The 26,086-nt window shown below is 38.2% G+C and carries 21 protein-coding genes and 1 tRNA gene; 11 read left to right on the plus strand and 11 right to left on the minus strand.

The genetic code is table 11. The annotated features are described in order from the left end of the window. Positions 1 to 30: 30 nt before the first annotated feature. Positions 31 to 1,383, minus strand: a complete 1,353-nt coding sequence (locus JET18_RS02345) for a HAMP domain-containing sensor histidine kinase (RefSeq protein WP_202089013.1) — start codon at positions 1,381 to 1,383, stop codon at positions 31 to 33. Between the two features lie 10 nt (positions 1,384 to 1,393). Then, positions 1,394 to 2,098: a response regulator transcription factor gene (locus JET18_RS02350; protein WP_202089014.1), complete on the minus strand. Its 705-nt coding sequence runs from the start codon at positions 2,096 to 2,098 to the stop codon at positions 1,394 to 1,396. A gap of 101 nt (positions 2,099 to 2,199) precedes the next feature. On the opposite strand from JET18_RS02350, the gene JET18_RS02355 reads away from it, so the two are divergent. The 4 genes from JET18_RS02355 (at position 2,200) to JET18_RS02370 (ending at position 6,470) form a co-directional block, all read left to right on the plus strand. Further along, complete coding sequence (locus tag JET18_RS02355) at positions 2,200 to 2,871, plus strand: YiiX/YebB-like N1pC/P60 family cysteine hydrolase (protein WP_202089015.1); 672 nt, start codon at positions 2,200 to 2,202, stop codon at positions 2,869 to 2,871. A gap of 506 nt (positions 2,872 to 3,377) precedes the next feature. Then, entirely contained in the window at positions 3,378 to 3,692 is a 315-nt protein-coding gene (locus tag JET18_RS02360; protein WP_202089016.1) for an NIL domain-containing protein, read from the plus strand. A 298-nt stretch (positions 3,693 to 3,990) separates the two neighbouring features. Further along, the gene (locus tag JET18_RS02365; protein WP_228728470.1) at positions 3,991 to 4,542 is read left to right on the plus strand and encodes a LemA family protein; all 552 of its coding nucleotides are present in this window, start codon (positions 3,991 to 3,993) and stop codon (positions 4,540 to 4,542) included. A gap of 2 nt (positions 4,543 to 4,544) precedes the next feature. Further along, complete coding sequence (locus JET18_RS02370; protein ID WP_202089017.1) at positions 4,545 to 6,470, plus strand: DUF2207 domain-containing protein; 1,926 nt, start codon at positions 4,545 to 4,547, stop codon at positions 6,468 to 6,470. 74 nt (positions 6,471 to 6,544) lie between these two features. Here JET18_RS02370 and murA read toward each other — a convergent pair whose 3' ends face one another. Further along, positions 6,545 to 7,852, minus strand: coding sequence for a UDP-N-acetylglucosamine 1-carboxyvinyltransferase (gene murA, locus JET18_RS02375; RefSeq protein WP_202089018.1), 1,308 nt, complete (start codon positions 7,850 to 7,852; stop codon positions 6,545 to 6,547). Further along, on the minus strand, positions 7,852 to 8,532 hold the full coding sequence (locus tag JET18_RS02380) for a DUF4290 domain-containing protein (RefSeq protein ID WP_202089019.1): 681 nt from the start codon (positions 8,530 to 8,532) through the stop codon (positions 7,852 to 7,854). The genes murA and JET18_RS02380 overlap by 1 nt, the downstream gene beginning before the upstream one ends. A gap of 188 nt (positions 8,533 to 8,720) precedes the next feature. On the opposite strand from JET18_RS02380, the gene JET18_RS02385 reads away from it, so the two are divergent. After that, complete coding sequence (locus JET18_RS02385) at positions 8,721 to 10,154, plus strand: alpha-amylase (RefSeq protein ID WP_202089020.1); 1,434 nt, start codon at positions 8,721 to 8,723, stop codon at positions 10,152 to 10,154. A gap of 143 nt (positions 10,155 to 10,297) precedes the next feature. On the opposite strand, the gene JET18_RS02390 is transcribed toward JET18_RS02385, so the two are convergent. Next, complete coding sequence (locus tag JET18_RS02390) at positions 10,298 to 10,711, minus strand: thiol-disulfide oxidoreductase DCC family protein (protein ID WP_202089021.1); 414 nt, start codon at positions 10,709 to 10,711, stop codon at positions 10,298 to 10,300. Between the two features lie 10 nt (positions 10,712 to 10,721). Further along, entirely contained in the window at positions 10,722 to 11,183 is a 462-nt protein-coding gene (locus JET18_RS02395) for a heme-binding domain-containing protein (RefSeq protein WP_202089022.1), read from the minus strand. Between the two features lie 334 nt (positions 11,184 to 11,517). On the opposite strand from JET18_RS02395, the gene katG reads away from it, so the two are divergent. After that, positions 11,518 to 13,797, plus strand: coding sequence for a catalase/peroxidase HPI (gene katG / locus JET18_RS02400; RefSeq protein WP_202089023.1), 2,280 nt, complete (start codon positions 11,518 to 11,520; stop codon positions 13,795 to 13,797). A 323-nt stretch (positions 13,798 to 14,120) separates the two neighbouring features. After that, on the plus strand, positions 14,121 to 15,875 hold the full coding sequence (locus JET18_RS02405) for a tetratricopeptide repeat protein (RefSeq protein WP_202089024.1): 1,755 nt from the start codon (positions 14,121 to 14,123) through the stop codon (positions 15,873 to 15,875). Positions 15,876 to 16,501: 626 nt separating this feature from the next. Here JET18_RS02405 and JET18_RS02410 read toward each other — a convergent pair. Both JET18_RS02410 and JET18_RS02415 read right to left on the minus strand, forming a co-directional pair. Next, positions 16,502 to 17,809: a hypothetical protein gene (locus JET18_RS02410; protein ID WP_202089025.1), complete on the minus strand. Its 1,308-nt coding sequence runs from the start codon at positions 17,807 to 17,809 to the stop codon at positions 16,502 to 16,504. Between the two features lie 363 nt (positions 17,810 to 18,172). Beyond that, positions 18,173 to 18,243 (minus strand) — tRNA-Gln (locus JET18_RS02415). A gap of 257 nt (positions 18,244 to 18,500) precedes the next feature. Here JET18_RS02415 and der point away from each other — a divergent pair. The 3 genes from der to upp are packed head-to-tail and all read left to right on the plus strand — an operon-like array spanning position 18,501 to position 20,905. Further along, complete coding sequence (gene der, locus JET18_RS02420; protein WP_202089026.1) at positions 18,501 to 19,811, plus strand: ribosome biogenesis GTPase Der; 1,311 nt, start codon at positions 18,501 to 18,503, stop codon at positions 19,809 to 19,811. 49 nt (positions 19,812 to 19,860) lie between these two features. Further along, a complete protein-coding gene (locus tag JET18_RS02425; protein ID WP_202089027.1) occupies positions 19,861 to 20,202 on the plus strand; it encodes a four helix bundle protein in 342 nt (113 codons plus the stop codon). Between the two features lie 52 nt (positions 20,203 to 20,254). Next, positions 20,255 to 20,905: a uracil phosphoribosyltransferase gene (gene upp / locus JET18_RS02430; protein ID WP_202089028.1), complete on the plus strand. Its 651-nt coding sequence runs from the start codon at positions 20,255 to 20,257 to the stop codon at positions 20,903 to 20,905. 222 nt (positions 20,906 to 21,127) lie between these two features. Here the strand turns inward: upp and JET18_RS02435 are convergent, their stop codons facing one another. From JET18_RS02435 to JET18_RS02445, 3 genes are all read right to left on the minus strand, one after another. Then, positions 21,128 to 21,814 (minus strand): alpha/beta fold hydrolase, encoded by a 687-nt coding sequence (locus JET18_RS02435; protein ID WP_202089029.1) that lies wholly within the window; start codon positions 21,812 to 21,814, stop codon positions 21,128 to 21,130. A gap of 211 nt (positions 21,815 to 22,025) precedes the next feature. After that, positions 22,026 to 22,679: a ComF family protein gene (locus JET18_RS02440; RefSeq protein WP_202089030.1), complete on the minus strand. Its 654-nt coding sequence runs from the start codon at positions 22,677 to 22,679 to the stop codon at positions 22,026 to 22,028. A 120-nt stretch (positions 22,680 to 22,799) separates the two neighbouring features. Next, positions 22,800 to 24,281, minus strand: coding sequence for a helix-turn-helix domain-containing protein (locus JET18_RS02445; RefSeq protein WP_202089031.1), 1,482 nt, complete (start codon positions 24,279 to 24,281; stop codon positions 22,800 to 22,802). A gap of 125 nt (positions 24,282 to 24,406) precedes the next feature. On the opposite strand from JET18_RS02445, the gene aceB reads away from it, so the two are divergent. Further along, entirely contained in the window at positions 24,407 to 25,984 is a 1,578-nt protein-coding gene (gene aceB, locus JET18_RS02450; protein WP_202089032.1) for a malate synthase A, read from the plus strand. The last annotated feature ends 102 nt before the right edge of the window (positions 25,985 to 26,086 follow it).

The raw sequence follows: 26,086 nt of genomic DNA on the forward strand, positions 1-26,086 counted from the left end.
TCTGGCATCTGAAATCTGGCATCTGATGTCTCAAAAAACAATCTGGAAACCAGTCGTGTTTTTCCCAGAAGAGACCTGAATCCGGGCATCATGAAGATCGATGATCTTTTGGGTAAGGTAAAGACCAATGCCGTATCCTTTTTTATCGAAGGAATTTTCGGCTCTGTAGAAAGGTTTGAAGATGTTCTGGTGATCTTTTTCAGAAATGGTGATTCCGTTATTGATGAATTGGATGGAAAGATGATCAGCGACCAATGCGACGTCAATACGGCAGGTGTCATCTGAAGCATATTTACAGGCATTATCGATAAGATTGTTGAAAGCAACCAAAAGAAGATAAGGATTTCCTCTGTGAATCAGTTTCTGCTCGTCTATCTCGGGATCAATATTCAGATGGATGGTATACTGCGGATTTTCTTTTCTGATTTTAGCATAAGAATCCATCAGGATTTCATCGATTCTGATCTCAGAGAAACTTATTTCTGCAGGATCATAGCTGGCTTTGGCAAGATCCATTAAGCTTCCGGAAAGTTTGCTCATATTTTTTACATCCGTTAATGCATTCAGAATAATTTTCTGATATTCCTCCTGAGTATAATTTTTCTGTAGAGCCAGTTCCAGCTCAGCAGTCATCGCAGCAAGCGGTGTATTCAGTTCGTGAGAAATATTGGAAACAAAATGTTTTTGGGTACTGAAGGAATGATCCAGCCTTTCCAGCATCTGATTGAAGCTTTTTTCAAGCTCGTGAAATTCTCCTTTCTCTTCAGATTCATCCAGTCTCAGCTGTAGTTTTCCGGCATTGATCCTTTTGATCTGTTCTACCATTTTAACCGCCGGGCTGAGTGCTTTTTTCGAGAGAAAAAGACCTGCCAGATAAATAAGTACGAGTATAATGATGAATGAAATAATACTGATCGTCAGCAAATGATTAATCGAATTATAACCGTACTGATCATAAGCGGCGGCAGTGATGGCATACTGTTTTCCCTTGTGAGAATAAACAATTCCCGCCACCTGAAAATCATCCAGAAAAAAGAAAAGCTGCTTACTTTTGAAAATTTTGGAAAGCATTTCAGCATTTTCCTTCACATAATCTACTTTTGAATCATCATGATACACAAGATTGAACCCGGAATCATAAATAGCTACCTGCACTTCGCTTAAAGTCTGCGTATTATTTTTGTACAGCTGATGCATTTCCTTTTCACTCAAATCACCCTGGAAAAAAAGATTGGCTTTGGCTACAGCTTCACTTTTAAGTTCTGTATAAAACGAAGTTTCCCTGGCTTCCTTTGAAGAATAGTAAATCGCAACCCCATAAAAGCTGATGAGCATTGCAGTCACTAATGTAAACAGTAAAGTAAGCCTGGTTCTAACTTTCATTCCGTAATTTTTAAGTATTGGAACTGTCTTCGTAACCCTTCTTTAAAATAAATCCCATACCTGCTTTGGTATGTATAAATTTTGTCTCAAAGCTACGGTCTATTTTTTTTCTGATATAATTAATGTAAACATCAATGAAATTCGTGCCTGTATCAAAATGAGTATCCCAAACATTCTCCGCGATCTCATGACGGGAAAGCACCCTCTCAGGATTCTCAAGCAGAAATTTCATCAGATTGAATTCTTTGGGAGTCAGTTTAATCAGGTTTCCGGAACGGGTAACAGTTTTCAGCTTCAGATCCATCACAATATCTTCATATTGCAGTAAGGTTGAGGTTTCTGGACGGTAAGTGGAATATCTTTTAAGCAGAACCTTGACTCTGGCCAAAAGTTCCCGCATTTCAAAAGGCTTGGTCAGATAATCATCTGCCCCTGAATCAAAACCTTCCAGTTTGTCATCCGTAGTTCCCAGCGCGGTTAGCATAATAACGGGGATTTCAGGTTTTAGTGCCTTGATTTCTTTGCAAAATTCCAGACCGTTTTTCACAGGAAGAATAATATCTGTAATGATGAGGTCAAAGTTCAGCAACTCAGTAAGCTTTAAGGCCGTTTCACCGTCAGCAGCGGTATTGACTTCCATATCATGTTCCATCAGTCCTCTCGCAATCAGCTGCGAAAGTCTTTTGTCATCTTCAACGAGTAGGATATGGGGCATAGAAATCTGGTTTTATTGCTGTCCTGCAAAGGTAATTAAGTATTTTCACATACCTGTTATGAATACAATTTGTAAATTTGACCGCTCAATGATAATGTATTATGATTAAAGTTAATAAAGATCCGCTGAAGAAAGCGGTACAAATATTTACCTGCGTTCTTTTCTTTGCTGTAACGCTTCTGCTGCAATATTGTGCACCACATCCTCAAGCCGGGCCTTTGAAAAATGGAGACCTGCTTTTTGTAACGGCGAAAGAAACCGGACTTTCCGGAGCGATCAATAATGTCACTCAAACACAAAAAGAAGCATCCTTTGATCATATCGGAATAGCAGAAAAAGAAAACAATCATTGGTATGTGCTTCATGCCGCACCAAAAGGAGGTTCCCAAAAACAGGACTTAGCTTCTTTCCTTAAAGATCAGTCTGATGACGGACAGAAAGTCGTGATCTACCGTTTGAAATCTGAATATCAGAAATCTGTCCCGGCAGCGCTTAAAAATGCAGAAACCATGCTTGGGAAACCTTATAACTTCAATTATATTCTAGACGAAAATTCTTACTACTGCTCAGATTATATTGAGAGAGCGTTTCGTGAACATAATATCTTCAAGTTGGAACCCATGACATTCATCGATCCAAAGACAGGAAAGATCAATGAGTTCTGGACTGAATTTTACAAGAAGAAAAATTTGGAAGTACCGGAAGGAAAACCGGGATGCAACCCCAATGGACTGGCAGCTTCCGATAAACTGGAAAGAGTAGGAGAGCTGTAAATAAAATCTCATCAATAAGAATTTATTAACGCAAAGAAAAACAAAGAATTGATTTAATTTTCTTTTCAGTAAGATAAACAAAGGCGTTTCACTTATTTCCGAAATACAATGATTTGTTTTGCTTTTTTAAATGAAATGCCTTTGTTTATCTTTATTAAAAGAGCTTCAATTCAAAAAAACTTTGTTTATCCTTGCGATTATTAAAATGTTTAAACCCATATTGAAAGTATCAACGCAGAACCTGTCTTTTTGGTGTTACGCAGTGGTTTGATCGAATGTTTTAAAAAATCTGCACAATCAGTCCAATCTGCGTGAGACCATTTTAGACACAAATATTATCCGGAATAAATCTCATTATTTCCCCGTCTGGAAAAAAATAATGTTAAAATTCAAAATTACTAGTCCACTAATTTGGTGGACTAATAATTTTTTATATTTTTGTCAAAGATTTAACGCAAGAAAGCAACCATGATCTAGAAAATGTTTAACCAAAAAATTGTTTAGTGATGATTACACCTAATCCTACGCTGCAGATAATACCCAATACTACTATTGGACTGCCTAAAAAAGAACTGATACTGGAAATAGAATTGAATGGCAAAATGAAATTTGAGCATTTGATGAATACCATCTACAATCAGTTTGGGATCTGCCACAGGGTGTTGTCAGCCAACGTGGAATACGTGAACGGAAACAGTTTTGGTTCAGTACAGTTATATATTAATGTAAGTTCAGAAGACTACCAGCTGTTGGAGTTCTATCTGAATAAAAATAAACTTTTAAATACCATGGTGGAATACAACTGCCGGAAGTATTTTTAGGGGAGATTCATATAGTTTTAATTACAAGAAAGTATCCGGTTTTATATCGGGTACTTTTTTTGTTTAAAATGCCGGATCTTCGATGATGAGATGGTCATTCAAAAAATAAGTGAAACGCCTTTGTTTATCTTAAAAAAATAATTTTTCATTCTCTTTGTCTGGCTTTGCGCTTGATAAGATAATGCATTTACAGCCGTTTAAAGGAAAATCCTTTACAGTAATTCTACTACTATATTGATTAATTTCTGGTTCAGATTCAAAAAAACACTACTTTTAAAGCATACAAAAACCAAAAATTATGACCATAGTTATTATTATTGCTTTAATTGTTGTATTTGCACTTTACGCAGTGTCCATCTACAACCGTCTTGTCAAACTGAAGAATCTTGTTCAGGAAGCGTGGAGCAGTATTGATGTGATGCTTAAAAAACGCCACGATCTGATTCCCAATCTTGTAGAAACGGTAAAAGGCTATGCTACCCACGAACGCGAGACCCTTGACAGTGTAATTCGTGCCAGAACCCAGGCGGTAGGTGCCGATTCCGTTCAGGCCAAAGAGGCAGCGGAGAAAAATCTGAACCAGGCGATGATGAATTTATTTGCTGTAGCTGAGCAATATCCTGATCTGAAGGCTAATACTAATTTTCAACAGTTGCAGAGTGAACTGACTTCCATAGAAAATGATGTGGAGAAATCCAGAAGATATTACAACGGAACAGTGCGTGAGAACAATACACTGGTAGAATCTTTCCCAAGTAATATCATCGCCAATATGTACAAGTTTGAGAAATCGCCTTTCTTTGAACTCGAAAATATAGCAGAAAGAGAGGTTCCAACCGTAAAATTCTAGGAATGAAAAAGTGGTTGCAGCTTTTCCTTCTTCAGTTTTTTTTCATCGCTTTTGCCCAGAACGATACGGTGCAGTCAGAGCAGCTGTCTGTTACCGGATCGGAAAAAATTATTTCCTTTCATTCAGATATTGATGTTGATCCCCATTCAGGAATTACCGTTACTGAGCATATCAAAGTATACAGTCTCGGGGAAAATATCAGAAGGGGAATTTTCCGCGCTCTTCCCTTATCCAGAAATCTGAACAATAAAAATCAGAAAGTACGGTATGACATTATCTCTGTGAAAAAAAACGGGCAGGATGAAAATTACCATGAAAAAAAAGAAGATGGTTATTTAAAAATATACGCAGGAAGCAAAGATGTCATTCTTACTTCGGGAACTTATGACTACGAAATAAAATACAAAACAGAAAACCAGATCGGTTTTTTTCCAAAGTATGATGAATTCTACTGGAATGTAAACGGGACCTATTGGGATTTCGACGTAGATACTATTTCTGCAAAAGTAAATCTGCCTGAAGGTGCCGGGATCATTCAGAACTCCTGTTATACCGGGGCGTATGGAAGCAACAGCCAGAATTGTTCCGTGAAAATACTGTCGGATCATTCCATAGAGTGGGGTGCTTCAGGCCTGCGGGCCAATGAAGGGCTTACCATTGCTGTAGGGTTCAAAAAAGGAATCATGATACCGCCGCCACCGCCTACTTTCATTGAAAAGTACGGAATTTTGATCGCCGGATGTATCATCTTCCTCGGACTGCTTCTGTATCTCTATTCAACATGGATGAAATATGGAATAGATCCTCAGACACCCACGGTTTATCCGCAGTTTAATGTTCCGGAAAATTTTTCACCGGCCTCTCTGGGGTATATCAACAGTGAAAGTTTTAAGAATAAATACCTTACCGCAGCTATTGTTAATCTCGCTGTGAAAGGATATGTTAAAATTATAGAAGGTGAAGATTCCGGTCTGCTGGGATTCTTCAATACCAAAACCTTTACCCTGAACAAACTGAAAGATGCAGACGAAACTTTGCCTAAAGAGGAAATCAACCTGATGAACAGTCTTTTTTCAGAATATAAAAACTCTTTAAAGTTTGATGGAAAGTACAATTCAAAAATTGAAAAAGCAGTTCAGAACTTCAAAGGAACCCTGAGTTTTCAGCATGATGACTTTTTGAATGAAGGAAATAATACAAAAAAACTGGTACTTCCATGGCTTGTTATCACTGTAGTGTATGCGCTCGGATTATTCATAAGCTATAATCTGCTTCCTGAATTCGAAAGAATTCTTGCCGGGGTACTTTTATATATTATTCTTTTTGTTGCATTTGTTTTAATTGCATTTTTAGCAAAAAAATTATCCTGGAAACTCCTTTTTCTCGTTCCTATTCCCTTAAGTATTGCTTTAGGAATAGGAGGAATCATTTCACAGGAAGGAACAGGTGCTGAAAGTGTCAATTTTAGTGTCTGCTATATTTTTCTTGCCCTTGGATTTTCGGTGATGGTGTTATATCAATACCTAATAAAGCAGCCATCGAAAGAAAAGCTGAGAAAGCAATCTCTGATAGACGGTTTCAAAATGTATATGGGTGCCGCAGAGAATGAGCAGCTCAAATTTCACAATCCTCCACAGATGACTCCGCAGGTTTTTGAGACCCTTCTTCCTTTTGCCATGGTGATGGGAGTGGATCAGATCTGGGGACAGAAATTTGATGACTTATTGAAAAAAACATCAGCTGAATATAACAACACCTGGTATTACGGAGGCGTAATGAATCATTATGCTTTTGGAAATACGCTGAACTCAAGCCTTACGCAGTCCATACAGTCTGCATCTACCAAACCATCAAGCTCCAGCAGCGGGTCCGGCGGCGGTGGATTCTCCGGAGGAGGCGGAGGCGGTGGTGGAGGCGGCGGCTGGTAACCGACAATTCTGAAAAAACAAAAAGCGTTCAAAAAATTAATTTGAACGCTTTTTTATTGTAATAAAATATATTTCTAGATTCTTTCAATATCAGCACCAATCGCTTTCAGTCTTCCGTCAATATTTTCGTAACCTCTGTCGATTTGCTCAATATTGTGAATGATCGATTTTCCTTCCGCAGAAAGGGCTGCAATAAGAAGTGCATTCCCAGCTCTGATATCCGGGGAAACCATAGTAGTTCCTCTCAAAGGAGCTTCCTGATTCAAACCGATTACGGTAGCTCTGTGCGGATCGCATAGAATAATCTGTGCGCCCATATCGATCAGTTTATCCACAAAGAATAATCTGGATTCAAACATTTTCTGGTGAACCAAAAGACTTCCTTTCGCCTGAGTAGCTACTACCAGGATAATTGATAATAAATCCGGTGTAAATCCAGGCCATGGAGCATCCGAAATCGTAAGGATAGATCCGTCGATAAACTTTTGGATTCTGTAATTTTCCTGAGCAGGAATAAAAATATCATCATTGCTCTGTTCAAGCTCGATTCCTAATTTTCTGAAGGTATTTGGAATAACGCCAAGCTGGCTCCAGTTTACATTTTTAATGGTAATCTCAGATTTGGTCATAGCAGCAAGACCGATCCATGATCCGATCTCCACCATGTCCGGAAGCATCGTATGTTCCGTACCACGAAGATGTTCTACTCCTTCAATGGTAAGAAGGTTAGACCCGATTCCTGAAATATTCGCGCCCATTCTGTTCAGCATTTTGCATAATTGCTGAAGATAAGGCTCGCACGCGGCGTTATAAATTCTTGTTTTTCCTTTGGCTAAGGCAGCAGCCATAACGATATTCGCTGTTCCGGTTACAGAAGCCTCTTCCAGAAGAATAAATTTTCCTCTGAGTTCTTTAGCTTTTAGTGAATAAAAATATTCCTCTTCATCATAATTAAATTCAGCACCAAGTTCTACAAGTCCCTGAAAGTGAGTGTCCAGTCTTCTCCTTCCGATCTTGTCACCTCCCGGAGTCGGCATATAAGCTTCTCCGTAACGGGCAAGCATAGGACCCATCAGCATGATAGAGCCTCTCAGTTTGGCACCGTCTTTTTTAAATTCGTCCGACTTTATATAATCGAAATTAACTTTGTCTGCTTTGAATGTAAAGTCTCCCTGACCGTTCTTCGTTACCTTTACCCCGAAATCGCCAAGGATCTCAATCAATCTGTTGACATCGTGGATATCCGGAATATTTTTAATTCTTACCTCTTCATCCGTTAACAAAACTGCGCATAAAATCTGTAAAGCTTCATTTTTAGCCCCTTGTGGAGTGATTTCCCCGTGCAGTCTCTTTCCTCCTCTTATCTGAAATGTTCCACTCATTACTTTCTGTTTTTATGGTTGTTGTTATGCCTTCTTTTATTATTGTTGTTATTCGCCTGGTTCTTATTGTTGTTATTACTGTTGTTCCGGGTGTTGTTATTATTGTTGTTCCGGTTATTGCTGTTGCTTGTATAATAGATCTTGCTCTTTTCAAGCGACTCTATTCCTGTAAGGTCCAGTCGGTTTTCAGACAGTTCCTTCAGGTGGCGGAAAATAACATCATCCGTTACGTGTTCCTTATTATAAACATTATAAGACTTCTTCATATTGTTGGCGATTACCTCGATCAGGGCTTCCTTTTCGTCGCCCGGTTCCAGTTCGATCGCTTTTTCGATCAGTTGAAGAATACTTTTTCCGTAAAATTTAAAATCTCCCTGAAGCTTAGGGTATTCCATTCTTTTAGGTTTTTCTGCCAGCTGTTCTCTGGTAGGAAAAGGGTATGGGGAGTCTACATCAAGATCATATTCTGCTAAAATGAAAAGATGATCCCAAAGTTTATGTTTATAATTTTCTTCGTCACGGAGCTGAGGGTTTCTCTGACCCATAAAATCGATAATGGCCATAGCCATCTCACTCCTTTCCTCTTTGGTAGGGAGTTCTTTGCAGCGTTCAACCAACTGCTGTATGATTCTGCCGTATTCCGGCATATGAAGCTGGGTTTTTTGGGTATTGTATTCCATAGTATGCAAATATATGGATTAAAAGAAAAATTGTTTTGATAATATTAAAAGTTTATGATTTTTTAATGAAAAATTTCTTTGGGTTTTGACAGAATTAACCGCCTGAAAAGTAAAATATTTCACATTTTATAGAATTTGTTTTAATAAAATTGTAATTTAGTTACTAGGTTAATAATTAAAATACTAAAATGAAAAAAACACATTTATTAGTTTCGATGCTGGTTCTGACCGTTTTTAACAGCTGCCAGAACAGGGATGAAATGGAGACCGCAAGTCCTCAGAAAGAAGAAGTTCATTCCAAAACCGTAAACGTTACCAATCATGACGGCCGGCCGTTCAGTACCGGAAACGCATCTACAGCAGGAAAATATGTATCAGGTCCCGGAGGCGGGGTTCTTATGCAGGGCTTTTACTGGGATGTTCCCGAAGGAGGAACCTGGTGGAATACCGTTAAAGACAAGGTGACCGCATGGTCAAACTCCGGAATCAGTGCCATATGGCTTCCTCCGGCATCAAAAGCTCAGAACGGTGCCTATTCTATGGGCTACGATCCTACAGACTATTATGATTTCGGAAATTTTAACCAGAATGGAAGTACAGAAACCCGTTTTGGATCCAGAACCGAGCTGGAAGGGCTGATCACAAAAGCCCATGCAGAAAATATGCAGGTGTATGCAGATATCGTCATCAATCATAACAGTGGCGGACAGTCTCAGGCGAATCCTTTTACAGGAACCAATACCTGGACGGATTTTTCAGGAATTGCTTCCGGAAAATTCCAGAGAAGCTACAATGATTTTTACAAAAATTCGTACGGAAACAATGATGAAGGGGCTTTCGGTGGATTTCCGGATCTGTGTCATGCCAATCCATATGTGCAGGACTGGCTTTGGGGAAGAGATGATTCTGTGGGGAAATACTACAAAAATGTCATGAAGTTTGACGGCTGGAGATTTGATTATGTAAAAGGCTTCGGGCCATGGGTGGTCAATACATGGAATGCTAATGTCGGTGGATTTTCCGTCGGTGAATTGTGGGATTCCAATGTGAATACCTTAGAATGGTGGGCCAATAATGCCAACAGTTCCGTATTCGATTTTGCAGCGTATTATAAAATGGATGAGGCTTTTGACAACGGAAATTTAAACGTTCTGAATGATGATATGATGTGGAAAAGAAACCCGTACAAAGCAGTTACCTTCGTTGCCAATCACGACACCGATATTATCAACAACAAAATGCCCGCCTACGCCTATATTCTCACCCATGAAGGCTATCCGACCGTTTTTTACCGCGATTATGAAGAATGGCTGAATAAAGAAAGATTGAACAACCTGATCTGGATCCACAATAACAAAGCCACCGGAACTACATCAATTCTTTACACAGACAATGATGAATACATTGCAAGACGTAACGGCTACAACGGAAATCCGGGGTTGGTGGTGTATATCAACAATTCCTCAAACTGGCAGGAAAGATGGGTGGAAACCAACTGGAGCAGCCAGCAGATCAAAGATTTTACAGGTCATTCAAGCTGGTATCCAACGACGCAGGGAGATAAATATGTGAAGATCCAGTGTCCGCCGAACAGTTATTCAATATGGTCTCTGAACCAATAAAATGATAACAGTATAAAAAAGAAAAAGCAAGGATAATACCTTGCTTTTTTTTGTATTGATCTGATATTCAGAAAAATAATATTAATAGGAACGGGCTTTAGCCCGTTTTTCTGTGCAAATCCGTGAAATAAGCAGTTAAAAAATTAAACCTCAATAAATTTCTTCTTCTGCTCCCTATCCGGAAGATAACACTTCTGGTTAGCAATTTTCATCCTATTTCTGGAAACAAGATCGTAGGCCATATCGCTTAAAAAACGAGGCACTATTTTCGCAGCAGCTGAAAGTTTATAAACACCGCCCAGAATATTCGCGATCTGCAGAACAGCTCGTGATTTTATCAAGTAATACTGATCCGGTTTCCACAGATACAGTGTATTGAAAACCTTTGTTTCCAGACCTCTTTCAGACAGAAATTTTTGCCCGAAATCAGATTGCAGGGAGGCAAACATGAACCGGTTATGATGATCACGTTCCAGTACCCATTGCACCCAGAAATTACAGACGCCGCATTCGCCGTCAAAAAATACAATATATTTGTCTTTCCAGCTCTCTAGCATGATGTTGATATTAAAATAACATTTTCCTTTCGGTTTCTTCTTTCTCTTTTTTGAAATATTTAACCAATTCTTTACGCTGTGCATCAGTCAGTTTAGCATCCTGATGTCCTATATAATAGGATTCCAAAGGCATTTCTTTCTTCTCAATCATCTCTATACACTCTTCCAGTTTATGAGCCTGCCTTTTAGGTTCGTACGTAGCAAAGGTAGAAAAATTTAAATGTTTTCTTCCTTCATTAATATGATTTTTAACCAACCATGAAGCAGGAGAAATGCTGGAATACCATGGATACTCAGTTTCATTGGAATGGCAGTCATAGCATGAAGCCCGGATAATTTTTGCAATAGGTTCCGGCGTGTTTTTGATTTTCAGGAAATCCATACCCGGAGTAGGAGCTGGGTTGGTTTTGTCAATCGGGAAAAACTGGATGATGATAAAGGCAACAAGAAGGACAACCACTATTTTTTTCATATCAATTTTGTACTTAATCAACATAAAAATAATTAAAATTTATGAAATAGAATAGATTGATTATCAAATCATAGAATGCTCATTTGAATCATTCTAAATATGAATCTTTGGCCTTGCTTTTTATACAGATGTCCCTGAATTTTTACTAACTTAATTGCATTATTATACCTTTTTTGATCATGCTGTCAGAGAATTTGTAAAATGGAATTAATTATAGTTTTTAACTATGGTTTAAATTAAAATTAATAGATTGTATTTATTATTTAGGCTTTGTAAGTTTGTCCTGTCTTTAAAAAGAAACTGTATTAATCAACATAAAAAATATTAAACGACAATGGAAAACGATTTGAATGACATCAGTAAATGCCCCTTTCATAACGGGACAATGAAAAAAGAAGCCGTAGCAGGCGGAGGAACCAAAAACCTTGATTGGTGGCCGGAACAGCTGAGAGTAGATATCCTGCGCCAGCATTCATCCCTTTCAGATCCTATGGATAAGGATTTTGATTATGCTGAAGCATTTAAAAGCCTCGATCTGGAAGCCGTAAAAAGAGATCTTCATGCTTTGATGACAGATTCTCAGGATTGGTGGCCTGCTGATTTTGGACATTACGGTCCTTTGTTTATCCGTATGGCCTGGCATAGCGCCGGAACCTATCGTGTAGGAGACGGAAGAGGTGGAGCAGGAGCGGGACAGCAGCGTTTTGCACCCTTGAACAGCTGGCCGGATAATGTAAGTCTGGATAAGGCGAGAAGATTATTGTGGCCTATCAAACAGAAATATGGAAACAAGATTTCCTGGGCAGACCTTTTAATTCTTACCGGAAATATTGCGTTGGAATCTATGGGCTTTAAAACATTTGGATATGCAGGAGGACGTGAAGACGTATGGGAGCCGGATATGGATGTTTACTGGGGTTCAGAAAAAACATGGCTGGGTGGTGACTTACGTTATGCCCACGGATCAGAAGGCGTAGCAGAAAAACATGGAGTGCTTCCTTCCGATGACGATGCAGACGGAGATATTCATTCCAGAAATCTTGAAAAACCTCTTGCTGCCGTACAAATGGGACTTATTTATGTAAATCCTGAAGGACCGGACGGAAATCCGGATCCTGTTGCAGCAGCCAAAGACATCAGAGATACTTTCGGACGTATGGCCATGAACGATGAAGAAACGGTAGCCTTGATCGCCGGAGGACATACTTTCGGAAAAACACACGGTGCAGGACCTGCCGATCACGTAGGAAAAGAACCGGAAGCTGCCGGAATTGAACTTCAGGGATTGGGATGGAACAGCAGCTATAAATCCGGAAGCGGAGCAGATGCTATTTCCAGCGGTCTGGAAGTAACCTGGACTGAAACACCTACGGAATGGAGTAATTATTTCTTTAAGAACCTGTTCGAAAATGAATGGGAGCTTACCAAAAGCCCTGCCGGAGCTCATCAGTGGGTTGCGAAAAATGGAGCGGAAATTATTCCAGATGCCTTTGACCCTGCAAAAAAACACAGACCGACTATGCTGACAACTGACCTTTCATTGAGACTGGATCCGGTTTACGAAAAAATATCAAGACATTTTTATGAAAACCCTGATGCTTTCGCTGATGCCTTTTCAAGAGCGTGGTTTAAGCTTACCCACAGGGATATGGGACCTAAAGCAAGATATCTGGGACCGGATGTGCCGCAGGAAGAACTGATCTGGCAGGATCCTATTCCGGAAGTCAACCACGAATTGGTCAACGATCAGGATGTTGAAGCATTAAAAGAAAAAATATTAAGTTCAGGCTTAAGTATTTCTGAACTGGCATCCACTGCATGGGCTTCTGCTTCTACATTCAGAGGAAGCGACAAAAGAGGTGGGGCAAACGGAGCAAGAATAAGACTGGTTCCTCAAAGAGATTGGGAAGTAAATAATCCTTCACAGCTTCAGAAAGTTCTGGATGGACTGGAAAAAATTCAGAAAGAGTTTAATGATTCTCAAATTGGAGGCAAGAAAATTTCAGCAGCAGATATTATTGTACTGGCAGGAAGCGCAGCGGTAGAAAAAGCAGCCCAGAATGCCGGATACTCTATTAAAGTGCCATTTAATCCCGGAAGAATGGATGCTTCCCAGCAACAGACCGATGTAGAATCTATGAACTTTATGGAACCTGCAGCAGATGGGTTCCGTAACTATCTGAAAAGAAAATTCAGCGTATCTACTGAATCATTGTTAATTGATAAGGCACAGCTTTTAACCCTTACCGCTCCGGAATTAACTGTATTGATCGGTGGAATGCGTGTATTGGATACAAATTTCGACGGATCCAAGCATGGCGTATTCACCAACCGCCCGGGAGCACTTACCAATGATTTCTTTATTAATCTTCTGGATATGGGAACACAATGGAAATCTATTTCTGAAGACCGTGAAACATATATGGGGACTGATCGTTCAACAGGTCAGCCGAAATGGACGGCAACCCGTGCAGACCTTGTTTTCGGTTCCAATTCTGAATTGAGAGCCGTTGCAGAAGTGTATGCAAGCAGTGATGCTCAGGAGAAGTTCGTAAAAGACTTTGTAAGAGTTTGGACTAAAGTGATGAATCTGGATAGATTTGATCTGAAATAAATCGGTTAAAAACAACTGATCAAAAGCCCCGGCAAATTTTGCCGGGGCTTTGTGTTATATAAATTCCCGGAATAATTGTTCAAAGAATGTCTGATTTAAATTTTAACGGTTATTTGTTACTAATTGAAATCCAGTTTTTTATGAAGCAGTATGTGTTAATTATTAAAAAGCAGACCTGTATACGTAGGGATTTGTATAATTCGGCTTTATTTTTGAAATTAATTATTGTTTTGATATATATTGTAATGAATATTTGATTTTAATGTATTTATTTTCAAATATTTTTATTGAATATGTGAGTATTTTGTTTAAAAAATGAATTGATGAAAAATGAAATTATTAAAATTTTAACTGTTTTGACGTTTTTAATGGTTATTGTTTCGTGCCGTTCCAAAAAAGACGAAGCCAACAATTATTTTAACCGTATCAATGAGGAAGTTTCAAGACTTATTTACCAGCATGAAAAAATTAAAGAATTGAAGGAAAGGGAACAGAGAAAATATGAAAAGACAGGCGAACGTAAATACCATATCAGCAGTAAGTATATTGAATTATTTTATGATTATAATGATACTGAAGACAAGGACGATGAATTTGGGCTCAGCCAGATTCCCATCGTGTATGAACTGTTGATGCTTAATAATAATGATTATGACTACATTACCATTGCATGTAATTTCAATCTGGCGCATCAGTTTGAACATAAATCTCCTAAACTTTCCATGCAGTTTCTCGATGAGGCAATTAAACTTGATGAAGAATCAGGCAAGAAGTATTATCTGCCCCATCTTTATCATCTGAAAGGGAGGTCATTATTTAACGATAAAAAATACCTTGAGGCATTGTCATACTTTAACAGGTCACTTCAAAACTTAGATAAAACCAGGCATAACCTGATCTATATTTCTTCTATGCATAATAATTTCGCATTGTGCTACGAAAAAATGGGCCGTTTAGATCATGCCTTAAAAGAGATCCGGCAGGCAGCTCATATTCTGGAAAATATAAAAGATCTCAATTTAAATGAAACCTTCTTTTTAGCCAATATTAAAGGGAGTATGGGGTTTTATTACTTTAAACTGAAAAATTATACCGAATCTGAAAAGCTCCTCCTTCAGGAACTAAAATTTTACAGGGACAGCAGAAATTTTAATCAGGAACTGGTCAATAGCCTCACGAAGTTATATCGGCTGTATAATGAAACCGGGCAAAGTGAAAAATTAAAAGAGATTGTAGATTACAGTATTTCTGTTGAACCGCAGATCCGGACCATATCTGATAAAATTACGATTAATGAAATGATTCAGTCTTACTATCTGAAAATAAATGACGCGCAGTCTGTGAAGTCTTTATGTAAAAATCTGGTTGTACTGCACGAGAAAAAAGATGAGAATTCTGTTGAAAAAATGACGTACATATCAGATACGCTCAATAATTTTATTATCAAAAGTATTGATCAGAAGCACCAGCATAGACTGGATGATCAGAAATTAAAGAACAGGCTGATGTTTATGATGGTATGCATTGTCATTATTATTTTCAGCATTATTATTTATGTAATCCGGAATACCGGCAAAAAAGAAAAGGAGCTGGCGGAAAAAGAAAGAATCATTCTGATGAAAAATAAAAAGATTCTTGAAAATGATATGAAGCGGCAGGAAGAAAAGATCACCAACCTGCACCTGAATCTCAATCTGAAAATAGAAACTGAAAAGACATTTCTGGAAAACATCAGAAAAATGAAAAAGCTGAAAAATATAGATGCGGAGCAGACCATTACCGATCTTTTTCTCAAAATTAACAACCTGATCCAGATCGATAAAAAGAACTATGACTTAATTAGTGAAAGTTCTCAGGAAAATAAGCAGTTTATCCAGAAACTTTCTGAAAACTTCCCCTCATTAACGAACAATGAACTTAAATTCTGTGTTTATTACAAACTTGAGCTGTCTTCAAAAGAGATCTCGTTGCTGGAAAATATCACCGAAGGAAGTGCAAGAGTGTATAAGACAAAAATAAAAACCAAAATGAATATAGGAAAAGAATCAGACCTTAATACTTTCCTGAAAAATATTTAAATATTGAATGTTTTTTTTGACGTTAATTTTCAAGAGCAAATATTTTAAAGATGAATTTATGCTGCATTTATCACTTTAAATATTAATTATTTACTTCTAAGTGCCTTGAATCCGGGTTTTCAGCATGCTTTTTAAAAACAAGGTTTTTTTAAATATAAGTTATTGTTATTCAGTTTGTTTACGGCTTTGTAGTTAACATTCTTTTAATACTGAATTCAAATGGAGTTAACAAAAAGTAACGCTTCAAATGGTTGATTTTAAAAACGTCCTGATTAATTTTGGTCCATCATTCAAGAGAATATTGCTAAAAATAATTTTACAGGTATGAAGAATTATTCTGATGAGGATTTGAAAAAAAATGTAAAAAACTACAGGTTAGTAAAAAAACTGAAAAAGTTTGAATTATTTTTTTATTTACTGCTCCTGTTAATTATTTTTTATATAGCCTTGAATCTGATCAGAATTAAGTTCCGATAGGATTTTTATGATAGGTTGGGAAGCTTAATAAATCCTTGAAGACTTAAAGTACATTTGATGAAAAAAAAGAAATAACCGTCTGGATTCAGACGGTTATTTTGATATGCAAACCTCGGATATTTACAGGCATAATTTTACAATACAATTTCTTACTCAACCCATGAAAAATTATATTTTGTCCAGGTTCCGTTAAAATTGCCGCAGTTTCTGGGATTTATATTCCAGGATATTTCGTTGAAGAACGGCTGGCTCATAGCCCAGGATGAAGCTGTAGTTCCGGTCAATAGGTTGGTAGCAGGAATTCCGGATGTACCCATTCCTGAAACAGAAGTTGTAAATCCATGGACCTTAATGGTGCCCGGGCTGGAAGATGAGGAAAGTTCGGAGCCGGTACCTTCTGCTTTAATTCCTGCTGGATACCCGGTCACTACAGCGTTGTTTAAAGTTAATTTTCCATTTCTTCTGATGTGAATGCCATTTTCATAGAATGAGCTATACATATTTGTTCTATTAATGTTTTGTCCGATAATGGTAAGATTATTAACAACAGGATGGGTCATGGGAAAATTACCCGAGCCCATTACGTCATTATCCAGTTCAATTCCATTGGAGTCCGGCGAAGAACTATTCTGGTAACTATGTCCGGAATTATAGTCTGCCAGAGCTAATCCGCAGGAGATAGTTCCGGTATATCCGTTTTCAAAATCAAAATTATCATCTTGGGGAGCAAAAGAAATCAGATTGGTAGCGTTCACCGTTCCGCCAAAGAATTCAAAAGAGTCATCCAGGCTGTAAGAAACCTGGATATGATCTAAAGTGGTATGAGTTCCTACTCCTCCCAGCGTCAGACCATTGATCTCATTTCCTGAATTACTTCCCAGAAAATCATATCCCGCAAATTCTATTCTTACGTATTTCATTGATCCTGCATTATGACTTACATTGCTACCGCCATATTCGGAAGAAGAATCTGATAAACCTTCAATCCTCGTTGTTGATGATTTGTTCGTTGGAGCATCACCCAATAGAATGACTCCTCCGAAATCACCGGGTCTTGGCAGAGTACTCTCGTCTCCATCCAGTAAATTGTAGCTGGTGAAAATAATGGGCTGTGTTTCAGTACCTACAGCATTAAGCTTTCCGCTTTTAGTGATGACCAAAACTCCGTTTGGACCATAACCAATAACAGGTTTTCCTTTGATGAAAGTCCCTGGTTGGATGGTCAGGGTAGCTCCATAGGTTACATGCACGATCCCATCTATTTCAATGACACCACTCCAGGTTGTATTGGATGTAATGTCGCTGCTTACTCTGGTAACGGGAAGTCCTGATATGGTTATGTATTCTGAAGAAGAATTCTGCATCTCAAATGAAGGGTTTTCCTCTGCTATATGATCAGGTTGGTGACAGGCTGTAATGAAGAATAAGATGACCAGTACAATAGTTAATTTTCTCATGATTTTAATGTTTAAGAATGAATGTAATTGTTATTAAGAGTTTCTTATAAGACGTACAATCAGAAGAAACTTCCCTGAGATATTCTTAACATTATTGTAATGGAAAAGCAGAATTGGGGCAGATGTTAATTGATTATCAAGGGTATATGAACAATTTTCAAAGTGTAGAGATGCTTGAAGTGCGGATTAAAAGCTGTTTGCTGTCTGATTTTTTATTAATTCCTGAGTTTTTGTAAATAAAAGACAGTACATCTTTATTATTCTGAGCGCAGATACAAACTCCTTATCATATTTAACTAAAACTTAATGATTGACAGAAAAAATAAAAACCACTTGAAAAATCAAATGGTTTTTGCTGAATTGTAGACCCACAGGGATTCGAACCCCGACTGACGGTACCAAAAACCGGAGTGCTACCGTTACACTATAGGTCTGCCTTATTTTGGTGGCGCGAAATTATAAAAAAATATTTAATTGCAAAAATAATTTCTGAATGTAAAACAACAATAAAACTGGTGTTTGTCTATAATGCGATGATTATTAATGAAATAGATTGAATGATCGTCCTGCGAAAAATTAATTTTCCCAAGTTCAATTTTCGACAGCTAAATAATAAAATCTTATCTTTGCAAAAAATTGGGCTCCAAAAGTTGGAGATACCCATTAATAATTTCATTTATTAAACATTTTTATGTCAAATATTGTCGCAATCGTTGGACGTCCCAACGTAGGAAAATCCACACTTTTTAATCGTTTACTGGAAAGAAGGGAAGCTATCGTAGATTCTACGGCTGGTGTTACCAGAGACCGTCATTACGGGAAATCCGACTGGAACGGGGTAGATTTTACAGTTATTGATACTGGCGGATATGATGTAGGAACGGATGATATTTTTGAAGAGGAGATCCGCAAGCAGGTACAGCTGGCAGTAGATGAAGCTACATCTATCATTTTTATGATGAATGTAGAAGATGGCCTTACTGATACCGACTACGAGATCTACCGTCTTTTAAGAAGATCAAACAAACCTATTTATATTGTCATCAATAAAGTGGATTCTTCAAAAGAAGAACTTCCCGCTACTGAATTCTATCAGTTAGGTATTGATAAATATTATACACTTTCTTCTGCAACTGGTTCAGGAACAGGAGATCTTTTGGATGATATCGTTAAAGACTTTCCAACAACAGATTACAAAGATCCGTTTGAAGGACTTCCGAAAATTACTATCGCAGGGCGTCCAAACGTAGGGAAATCTACTTTGACGAATGCGCTTCTTGATGTTGAAAGAAATATTGTAACCGATATTGCAGGGACCACAAGAGACAGTATCCAGACTCTTTATAATAAATTCGGACACGAATTTGTACTGGTAGATACTGCCGGAATGAGAAGAAAGTCTAAAGTAAATGAAGATCTGGAATTTTATTCTGTAATGAGATCCATCCGTTCTATTGAATATTCGGATGTTGTGATCGTTATGGTGGATGCTACATTAGGATGGGAATCTCAGGATATGAACATTTTCGGACTGGCACAGAAAAACAGAAAAGGAATTGTGATTCTGGTGAACAAGTGGGATCTTGTAGAAGACAAGCAGACCAACACCATGCGTGATTTCGAGAAAGTGATCAAGGATAAGATCGGTCAGTTCCATGATATTCCAATTTTGTTTATTTCCGCATTGACGAAGCAGAGAATTCTGAAAGCTGTAGAAGTGGCAATGGAAGTATATGAGGACCGTAAAAAGAAAATCAAAACTTCAAAACTGAATGAAGTGATGCTTCCGATTTTTGAACAGACTCCGCCGCCTGCAAACAAAGGAAAATATATTAAAATTAAATACTGTGTACAGCTTCCAACGCCGTCACCGCAGTTTGTATTTTTCTGCAACCTGCCGCAGTATGTAAAAGAACCTTATAAAAGATTTACTGAAAACCAGCTGAGAAAAGAATTCGGGTTTACCGGAGTTCCTATCGAAGTGTATTTCAGACAGAAATAAGATGATTTGCAGATAAGTTAATTTGATGATGTGCTAATGTCAATAAGATATGGAAAGGAAGAATGAAATTTTAGATTTGAGTATCAGGTTTTCATTGGACATCATTAAATATACTGAACTACTTGAAAGTAATAGGAAGTTTGTTATTGCAAACCAGCTTATGAAATCAGGGACCTCAATCGGAGCTAATATTTTTGAAGCACAAAGTGCTGAAAGCAGAGCTGATTTTATTCATAAATTGAAAATTGCGGATAAGGAAGCTAAAGAAACAGAGTACTGGTTATTGCTGTGTGAAAATTCTGAAAACTATACCTTTAATCCGGTTTTAAAAGAACAGCTGCTGAGTATTCAGAAGCTGCTTTCTAAAATAATTTCATCTGCAAAGAAATAGTAGTCGATTCAAAATCATCACATCATCACATTATCAAATTATCACATTTACTATGGTAACAGAACTTTCAAAACAGTTTTCTTTAATAAACTCATGGATCAATGAATTGAGGAATGTAGATATTCAGCATGACAGAATGAGATTCCGGAGAAATATGGAGCGTATTGGTGAAATTGCAGCTTTTGAGATCAGTAAAGGGCTTGAGAAAAAAGAAGTGGAGATTCAGACGCCTTTAGATAAAATAACCGTTCAGGAAATTGCAGTTCAGCCGGTAATTACCACTATTTTGAGAGCAGGAGTGCCTTTGTTTGAAGGAATTCTGAGCTATCTTGACAGAGCAGACTGCGGTTTTGTGGCAGCCTACAGGAAGCACGATGCCAATGATTATTTCTCTATTAAACAGGATTATCTTACCTGCCCGAATATTGAAGGAAGACCTTTAATCGTCGCAGATCCAATGCTGGCAACCGGAGCTTCTCTGATAGAAGCCATTAAAGATCTTTTGACCAACGGAACTCCAACCCAGCTGCATATTGTTGCGGCCATAGCATCCAGACAGGGCGTTGAAACCATTGAAAAAGCTTATCCCGATGCAAAAATATGGGTAGGAGCCATAGATGAAGGATTGACTTCAAAAGGATATATCACACCGGGACTTGGGGATGCCGGAGATTTAAGTTACGGCGAAAAACTTCAGAGATAAACGATCCCTGTTCAGATAAGATATTTTTGTTTTTATAAATTATGGTCAGGGAGTTGGAAGCCGGAAGAGGGAAGTTATAGAGGTCTAAACCCAGAAATACAGTATGGTTTAGAAATTTTTAAGCAGCTTCAATAATTAATTTAGAGTAACTGTTTAATATTTTCTGTCCAATAGTAACTTCCAGCCTCCTTCATCCATCTTCTGGCCTTTAATCTTGTTAAATTAAAGATTCCAGAAATCTTTCAACAGACCAAATAATAAATTCGGCCGTACTTTTTCCATAGGATGCTTGGTATCCGGAAGTATGGCCAATTTTGCATTCGGGATGTTCCGGTAGGCGCCCACACTTTCCTCTATGCTCACCATATTATCCTGATCTCCCGTCATAATCTGTACAGGAATGCTGATGGCCTGAAGGCTGTTTTCATTCAGCGGAGGATTTTTCCCAAGCGAAACCATCATATCCGCAATGGCAGGCAGGAGCTGTTTCCATTTTGAGCCGTGCTGCTTTTCCAGCTGTTCAGCATATTTCGGAACTTTTGAAAGGATAGCTTCCGGGTCAAGCATTTTGCTTTCTTTTAAGGCCTGTTCCTCATTCCAGTTGAATTTTGTTCCTAAAGTGACAATAGAATGTATCCTTTCCGGAGTATGTAAAGCACAGCAAAGTGCCGCATAGCCTCCCATACTGTGTCCGAAAATATAAACATCTTCCAGGTTTTGCTGATCTAAATAACTTCTTAATTCCTCCGTATATTTTTCAATACTGACCCCGGTTTCCGGCAGTTCCGTATCTCCATGTCCCGAAAATAAAAACGGATGGATGGTAAAATACTTCGAAAGCTCCTCCAGATAAGGGTTGAAAATATCACTGTGACCCAGTGCACCGTGCAGTAAAAGTAGATTTTTCATGATAAATAGTTTGGCGGAAAATTAAGGAAAAGAATTGTTATTTGGTTATGAATTATGAATAGAATAGTGAATAGTGAATAGTGAATTTTTGCAACATATTCCACACTTTCACACTAAAACCCTCCAACTCTCATACACTCACACCCCGAAACCCGAAACCCGAAACTCTCATACCCTAAAACTCTCCAACTCTAATACCCTCCAACCCAAACTACGCATCCACAGCCATCACCAAAACACTTACCCGATTATCCCCCGCATTCAAAATCTCCCAGGCAATGGAGGATACCGTGTTTCCCGTAGTAAAAACATCGTCGATTAAAAGAATGTGCTTTCCTGAAACAGGTTTTGAAAGAGAAAAGGGATTTGCCGTTTCCAGACGGTGTTTCTTATCCTTTAATGCCTGTGCTTTTGAATATTGATTTCTTTGAACCACTTCATGATCAAAAGGAATATGGTAAAACTGAGATAACGTTTCAGTGAATACATGCAGCTGATTATAGCCTCTTTCTCTTAATTTTTTAGGATGGAGTGGAACAGAGACTAAGAGATCCGGTTTTTCATTTTTGAAATCTAATCGTTCTGAAGTCCAGCCGGCGAGGGTTTTTCCGACATTTTCCCTGCTTTTGTATTTCAGTTCATGAATAATTTTCCGGCTCAAACCATCTTCCTCAAACTTCATCAGTGCGTACGTATTTTCCACGGGGAAAAGCAGTTTGCATTTTTCTTTGACAATGTTTTCGTCCGGATAATCAAAATGAGTAAAATGAATCTGTTCAAAACATAAACTACAGACCAAAAGATCTGCATCTATGATCCGGCTGCAATGGATACAGCGGTTGGGGAAAAATAAATCTAATATCATTGGTGTTTTTTTTAAATTAGAGATTAGAAGTTAGAAATTAGAGGTTAGATATGAAAGTTTTAATTTTGCCACTATTCACTATTCACTATTCACTATTCACTATTCACTATTCACTATTCACTATTCACTATTCAGCTTCTTCCTGATCTTCTCAATCGCGTTTTTCATACTCAGGTTAAACTGTTCTTTATCCAGGCGGACGGGCGGTGCCTGCCGTACTTCACAATCCGGGATACTGCAGGATTCACACGTAACGCCTACATTGATTGTTTTCAGCGTTGGAGACTTTATAAACCCTATTTTTTTGATGGTTTGGGAATTCAGTAAAATTCCAAGGCAGTAACTTCTGTTGCTTCCGTCTGAGAAAGGGTTCTTTTGAGAGGTTGAAATCACGAGGTAGCTTACTCCCTGATCCTTGTAGTGAGAGATCTGGGCATCGGTCAGTGTTTCGTTTTCCTTTAAATGATGCAGGTTTTTCACGGCAATCCATCTTCGGCAGTAATGTTCATTCATGGCGTTGGCATGAGGAGCCTGCTGATGGTTCAGGTGAAGTTCCTTCAGAATCTGGATCTTATCCGAGTTCTTTTTCTTAACCAGGCACAGATAAAAAAGATCTTTAATTCCTGATTCTGCTGAAAGGAGATTGGTCAGTCTGTAATAAAAGGTTTCCGGGGAATCGGTAAAGCTTTTAATCAGTTCTTCAAAGTTTTTGGGCTCCCAGCTAGGTTGCAGAAAGAAATTCGTTGTTTTTTCAAGGGTCCGTTCCTTTGAGATCAGTAAAGCGCCTGCAAAATAAGAAGCATAGAAATTGTTCAATATTTCTTCGAAACTTCCAAAATCCAGCCATGAATACGTATTCGGACGGATTTTCAGTTCCAGAACATTAAAACCTATTTCTTTCGCCAGAATAAATGTTTTCTGGTCTTTTTCAAGTTTTTCGTTCAAAAGAAGCAGTTTCTGTTCCGGGATAAAAAGGGAACGTAAATTATCCAGACTTCCAAACTGTTCAAAATTCTCAGATCTTATATTGTAATGAAACTTTTCCGTAAGCAAGCTTTCCAAAACAGAAGCCCGCAAATCCTTGTTGATGTCTAAGCCGTTTTCTTTGATGAAATCCGCTGCTTTTTCCTCAATTTCAGGGAAATAATTATCATAAAGTTCCTGGAAAGACCGAAGGACGGCAAAATAGAAACGCTCTTTTCCTAAATTATAGTTTTGGGAAATTTCAATCAGCGCATTGATGAAAGCCGTCACTTTTTTCGGAGCATCACTGATGATGCTGATCAGATTGTTTTTGCTGATTCCAAAGAGATCAAGAGGGATTTCCTTAAAAAAATCCGACTGCAGGATTTCGTTGAAAGGAGCCAAGCTTTTATCCAGTTTCGTGGAAACCAGATCATCAAATGTACAGTTCAGAGATTCAGAAAGCTGAATGATTTTGTCATGCTTTGGATATTTTTTCCCGTTTTCAATTTCGTTTAAATAAGATTTGGATAAACCGGTCTTCACGGCAAGATCCTGCAGAGACCAGTTTTTCTTTTGTCTCAGCTGTTTCAGCTTAAGTCCGAAGACTGTTTTAATAAAATCACTTTCTGAATTCATACCCAAATATAAATAATTGATTGCGATTTTCCGCATAATAAATTTTTAAAATATTTAGCGAACGTTCGCTGATTGTGAAAATTTTTATTTATGTTTGTAACATCAAATCTCAAAATCAACAGGTTATGGAAACTCAAACCCAATTAGAAATAAAGGCTCAGAAGAAGTTTCAGGAGGTTTTTACTCCGGAGCTGACAGATTTTTTGGTCGCGCTTCATCAGAACTTCAATCAAAAAAGACTGACGCTTTTAGAAGAAAGAAAAAATACCCAGGAGCTTTTCGACCAGGGAAATCTTCCCGGATTTCTTCCTGAAACAGAAGAAGTGAGAAAAGGAAACTGGATATGTGCGTCACTGCCGGCAGACCTTCTCGACAGAAGGGTGGAAATCACTGGTCCGGTAGACCGTAAAATGATCATCAATGCATTAAATTCTGGAGCATCCACTTTTATGGCCGACTTTGAGGACAGCAGTTCGCCGACATGGGATAACTGTATTCAGGGGCAGATCAATCTGAAGGATGCTGTAAGACGTGCGATAGATTTCACTACGGAAAACGGAAAATCTTATCAGCTTAATGAAAAAACCGCCGTTCTTCAGGTGCGCCCGAGAGGGTTGCATCTTCCTGAAAAGCATATTGAGATCAATGATGAAGAAGCATCCGGATCGCTTACTGATTTTGGAATTTACTTTTTTACGAATGCGGAACAGTTATTGAAAAACGGAAGCGGTCCTTATTTTTACCTTCCGAAGCTCGAACATTATAAAGAAGCCCGCTGGTGGAATGATGTTTTTGTTTTTGCCCAGCAGTACATTGGGATTCCAGCCGGAACCATAAAAGCTACGGTTTTGATCGAAACAATTACAGCCTCATTTCAGATTGATGAAATTTTATTTGAATTAAAAGAACACAGCGCAGGCCTGAACTGCGGACGGTGGGATTATATTTTTTCATTTATAAAAAAATTCAGAAACCTTCCCGAATTCATGGTTCCGGACAGAGATCAGGTGACAATGGCTTCACCGTTTATGAGTGCTTATTCAAAAAGAGTGATCGAAATTTGTCATAAAAGAAACGTTCACGCGATTGGAGGAATGGCAGCACAAATTCCTGTAAAAAATGATGATGAGGCGAATCAGGCAGCTTTTGAGAAAGTAAGAAAAGACAAGGAGCGTGAAGTGAAAAACGGGCACGATGGAACCTGGGTGGCTCATCCTGCCTTAGTTTCTGTTGCGAGGGAGGTCTTTGATGAGCATATGCCAAGACAAAATCAGATTGTTAAAAAATTTGAATACCATATTAAAGAAACAGATTTGCTTGAAGTTCCACAGGGAGAGATTACAGAAAAAGGAGTAAGAAAAAATATTAATGTAGGAATTCTGTATCTGGAAAGCTGGCTGATGGGAACCGGAGCAGCAGCCATTTACAACCTGATGGAAGACGCAGCAACCGCAGAAATTTCAAGAACTCAGCTGTGGCAGTGGCTTAAAAATGAAGCTAAACTGGATAATGAGAAGGTATTGACCCGTGAAATGATTCTCCATTGGGAATCCGAAGAAATGTATCACATCGAAAGATACGTAGGTGAACAGCGTTTCAAAAACGGAAAATTCAACCTTGCCAAAGAACTTTTCAATGAACTGGTATTCTCAGAGAAATTTGAGGAATTCCTGACATTAAAAGCCTATCCTTTTATTGAGTGACAGCGGAATAGAGTGGGAGTGTAGGAGAGTTTTAGTGTAGGAGAGTTTGAGTGTGCTAAAGCTAAGAACAAAGAAAGCTGAACATTCCAATTCATAACTCAT

This window comes from Chryseobacterium endalhagicum, assembly GCF_016745235.1.
GTDB lineage: Bacteria > Bacteroidota > Bacteroidia > Flavobacteriales > Weeksellaceae > Chryseobacterium > Chryseobacterium endalhagicum.

Bases quoted from the DNA above. Each gene is read 5' to 3' on its own strand.
- JET18_RS02345 (WP_202089013.1), bottom strand. From the start codon at position 1,383: ATGAAAGTTAGAACCAGGCTTACTTTACTGTTTACATTAGTGACTGCA.
- JET18_RS02350 (WP_202089014.1), bottom strand. From the start codon at position 2,098: ATGCCCCATATCCTACTCGTTGAAGATGACAAAAGACTTTCGCAGCTG.
- JET18_RS02355 (WP_202089015.1), top strand. From the start codon at position 2,200: ATGATTAAAGTTAATAAAGATCCGCTGAAGAAAGCGGTACAAATATTT.
- JET18_RS02360 (WP_202089016.1), top strand. From the start codon at position 3,378: ATGATTACACCTAATCCTACGCTGCAGATAATACCCAATACTACTATT.
- JET18_RS02365 (WP_228728470.1), top strand. From the start codon at position 3,991: ATGACCATAGTTATTATTATTGCTTTAATTGTTGTATTTGCACTTTAC.
- JET18_RS02370 (WP_202089017.1), top strand. From the start codon at position 4,545: ATGAAAAAGTGGTTGCAGCTTTTCCTTCTTCAGTTTTTTTTCATCGCT.
- murA (WP_202089018.1), bottom strand. From the start codon at position 7,852: ATGAGTGGAACATTTCAGATAAGAGGAGGAAAGAGACTGCACGGGGAA.
- JET18_RS02380 (WP_202089019.1), bottom strand. From the start codon at position 8,532: ATGGAATACAATACCCAAAAAACCCAGCTTCATATGCCGGAATACGGC.
- JET18_RS02385 (WP_202089020.1), top strand. From the start codon at position 8,721: ATGAAAAAAACACATTTATTAGTTTCGATGCTGGTTCTGACCGTTTTT.
- JET18_RS02390 (WP_202089021.1), bottom strand. From the start codon at position 10,711: ATGCTAGAGAGCTGGAAAGACAAATATATTGTATTTTTTGACGGCGAA.
- JET18_RS02395 (WP_202089022.1), bottom strand. From the start codon at position 11,183: ATGAAAAAAATAGTGGTTGTCCTTCTTGTTGCCTTTATCATCATCCAG.
- katG (WP_202089023.1), top strand. From the start codon at position 11,518: ATGGAAAACGATTTGAATGACATCAGTAAATGCCCCTTTCATAACGGG.
- JET18_RS02405 (WP_202089024.1), top strand. From the start codon at position 14,121: ATGAAAAATGAAATTATTAAAATTTTAACTGTTTTGACGTTTTTAATG.
- JET18_RS02410 (WP_202089025.1), bottom strand. From the start codon at position 17,809: ATGAGAAAATTAACTATTGTACTGGTCATCTTATTCTTCATTACAGCC.
- der (WP_202089026.1), top strand. From the start codon at position 18,501: ATGTCAAATATTGTCGCAATCGTTGGACGTCCCAACGTAGGAAAATCC.
- JET18_RS02425 (WP_202089027.1), top strand. From the start codon at position 19,861: ATGGAAAGGAAGAATGAAATTTTAGATTTGAGTATCAGGTTTTCATTG.
- upp (WP_202089028.1), top strand. From the start codon at position 20,255: ATGGTAACAGAACTTTCAAAACAGTTTTCTTTAATAAACTCATGGATC.
- JET18_RS02435 (WP_202089029.1), bottom strand. From the start codon at position 21,814: ATGAAAAATCTACTTTTACTGCACGGTGCACTGGGTCACAGTGATATT.
- JET18_RS02440 (WP_202089030.1), bottom strand. From the start codon at position 22,679: ATGATATTAGATTTATTTTTCCCCAACCGCTGTATCCATTGCAGCCGG.
- JET18_RS02445 (WP_202089031.1), bottom strand. From the start codon at position 24,281: ATGAATTCAGAAAGTGATTTTATTAAAACAGTCTTCGGACTTAAGCTG.
- aceB (WP_202089032.1), top strand. From the start codon at position 24,407: ATGGAAACTCAAACCCAATTAGAAATAAAGGCTCAGAAGAAGTTTCAG.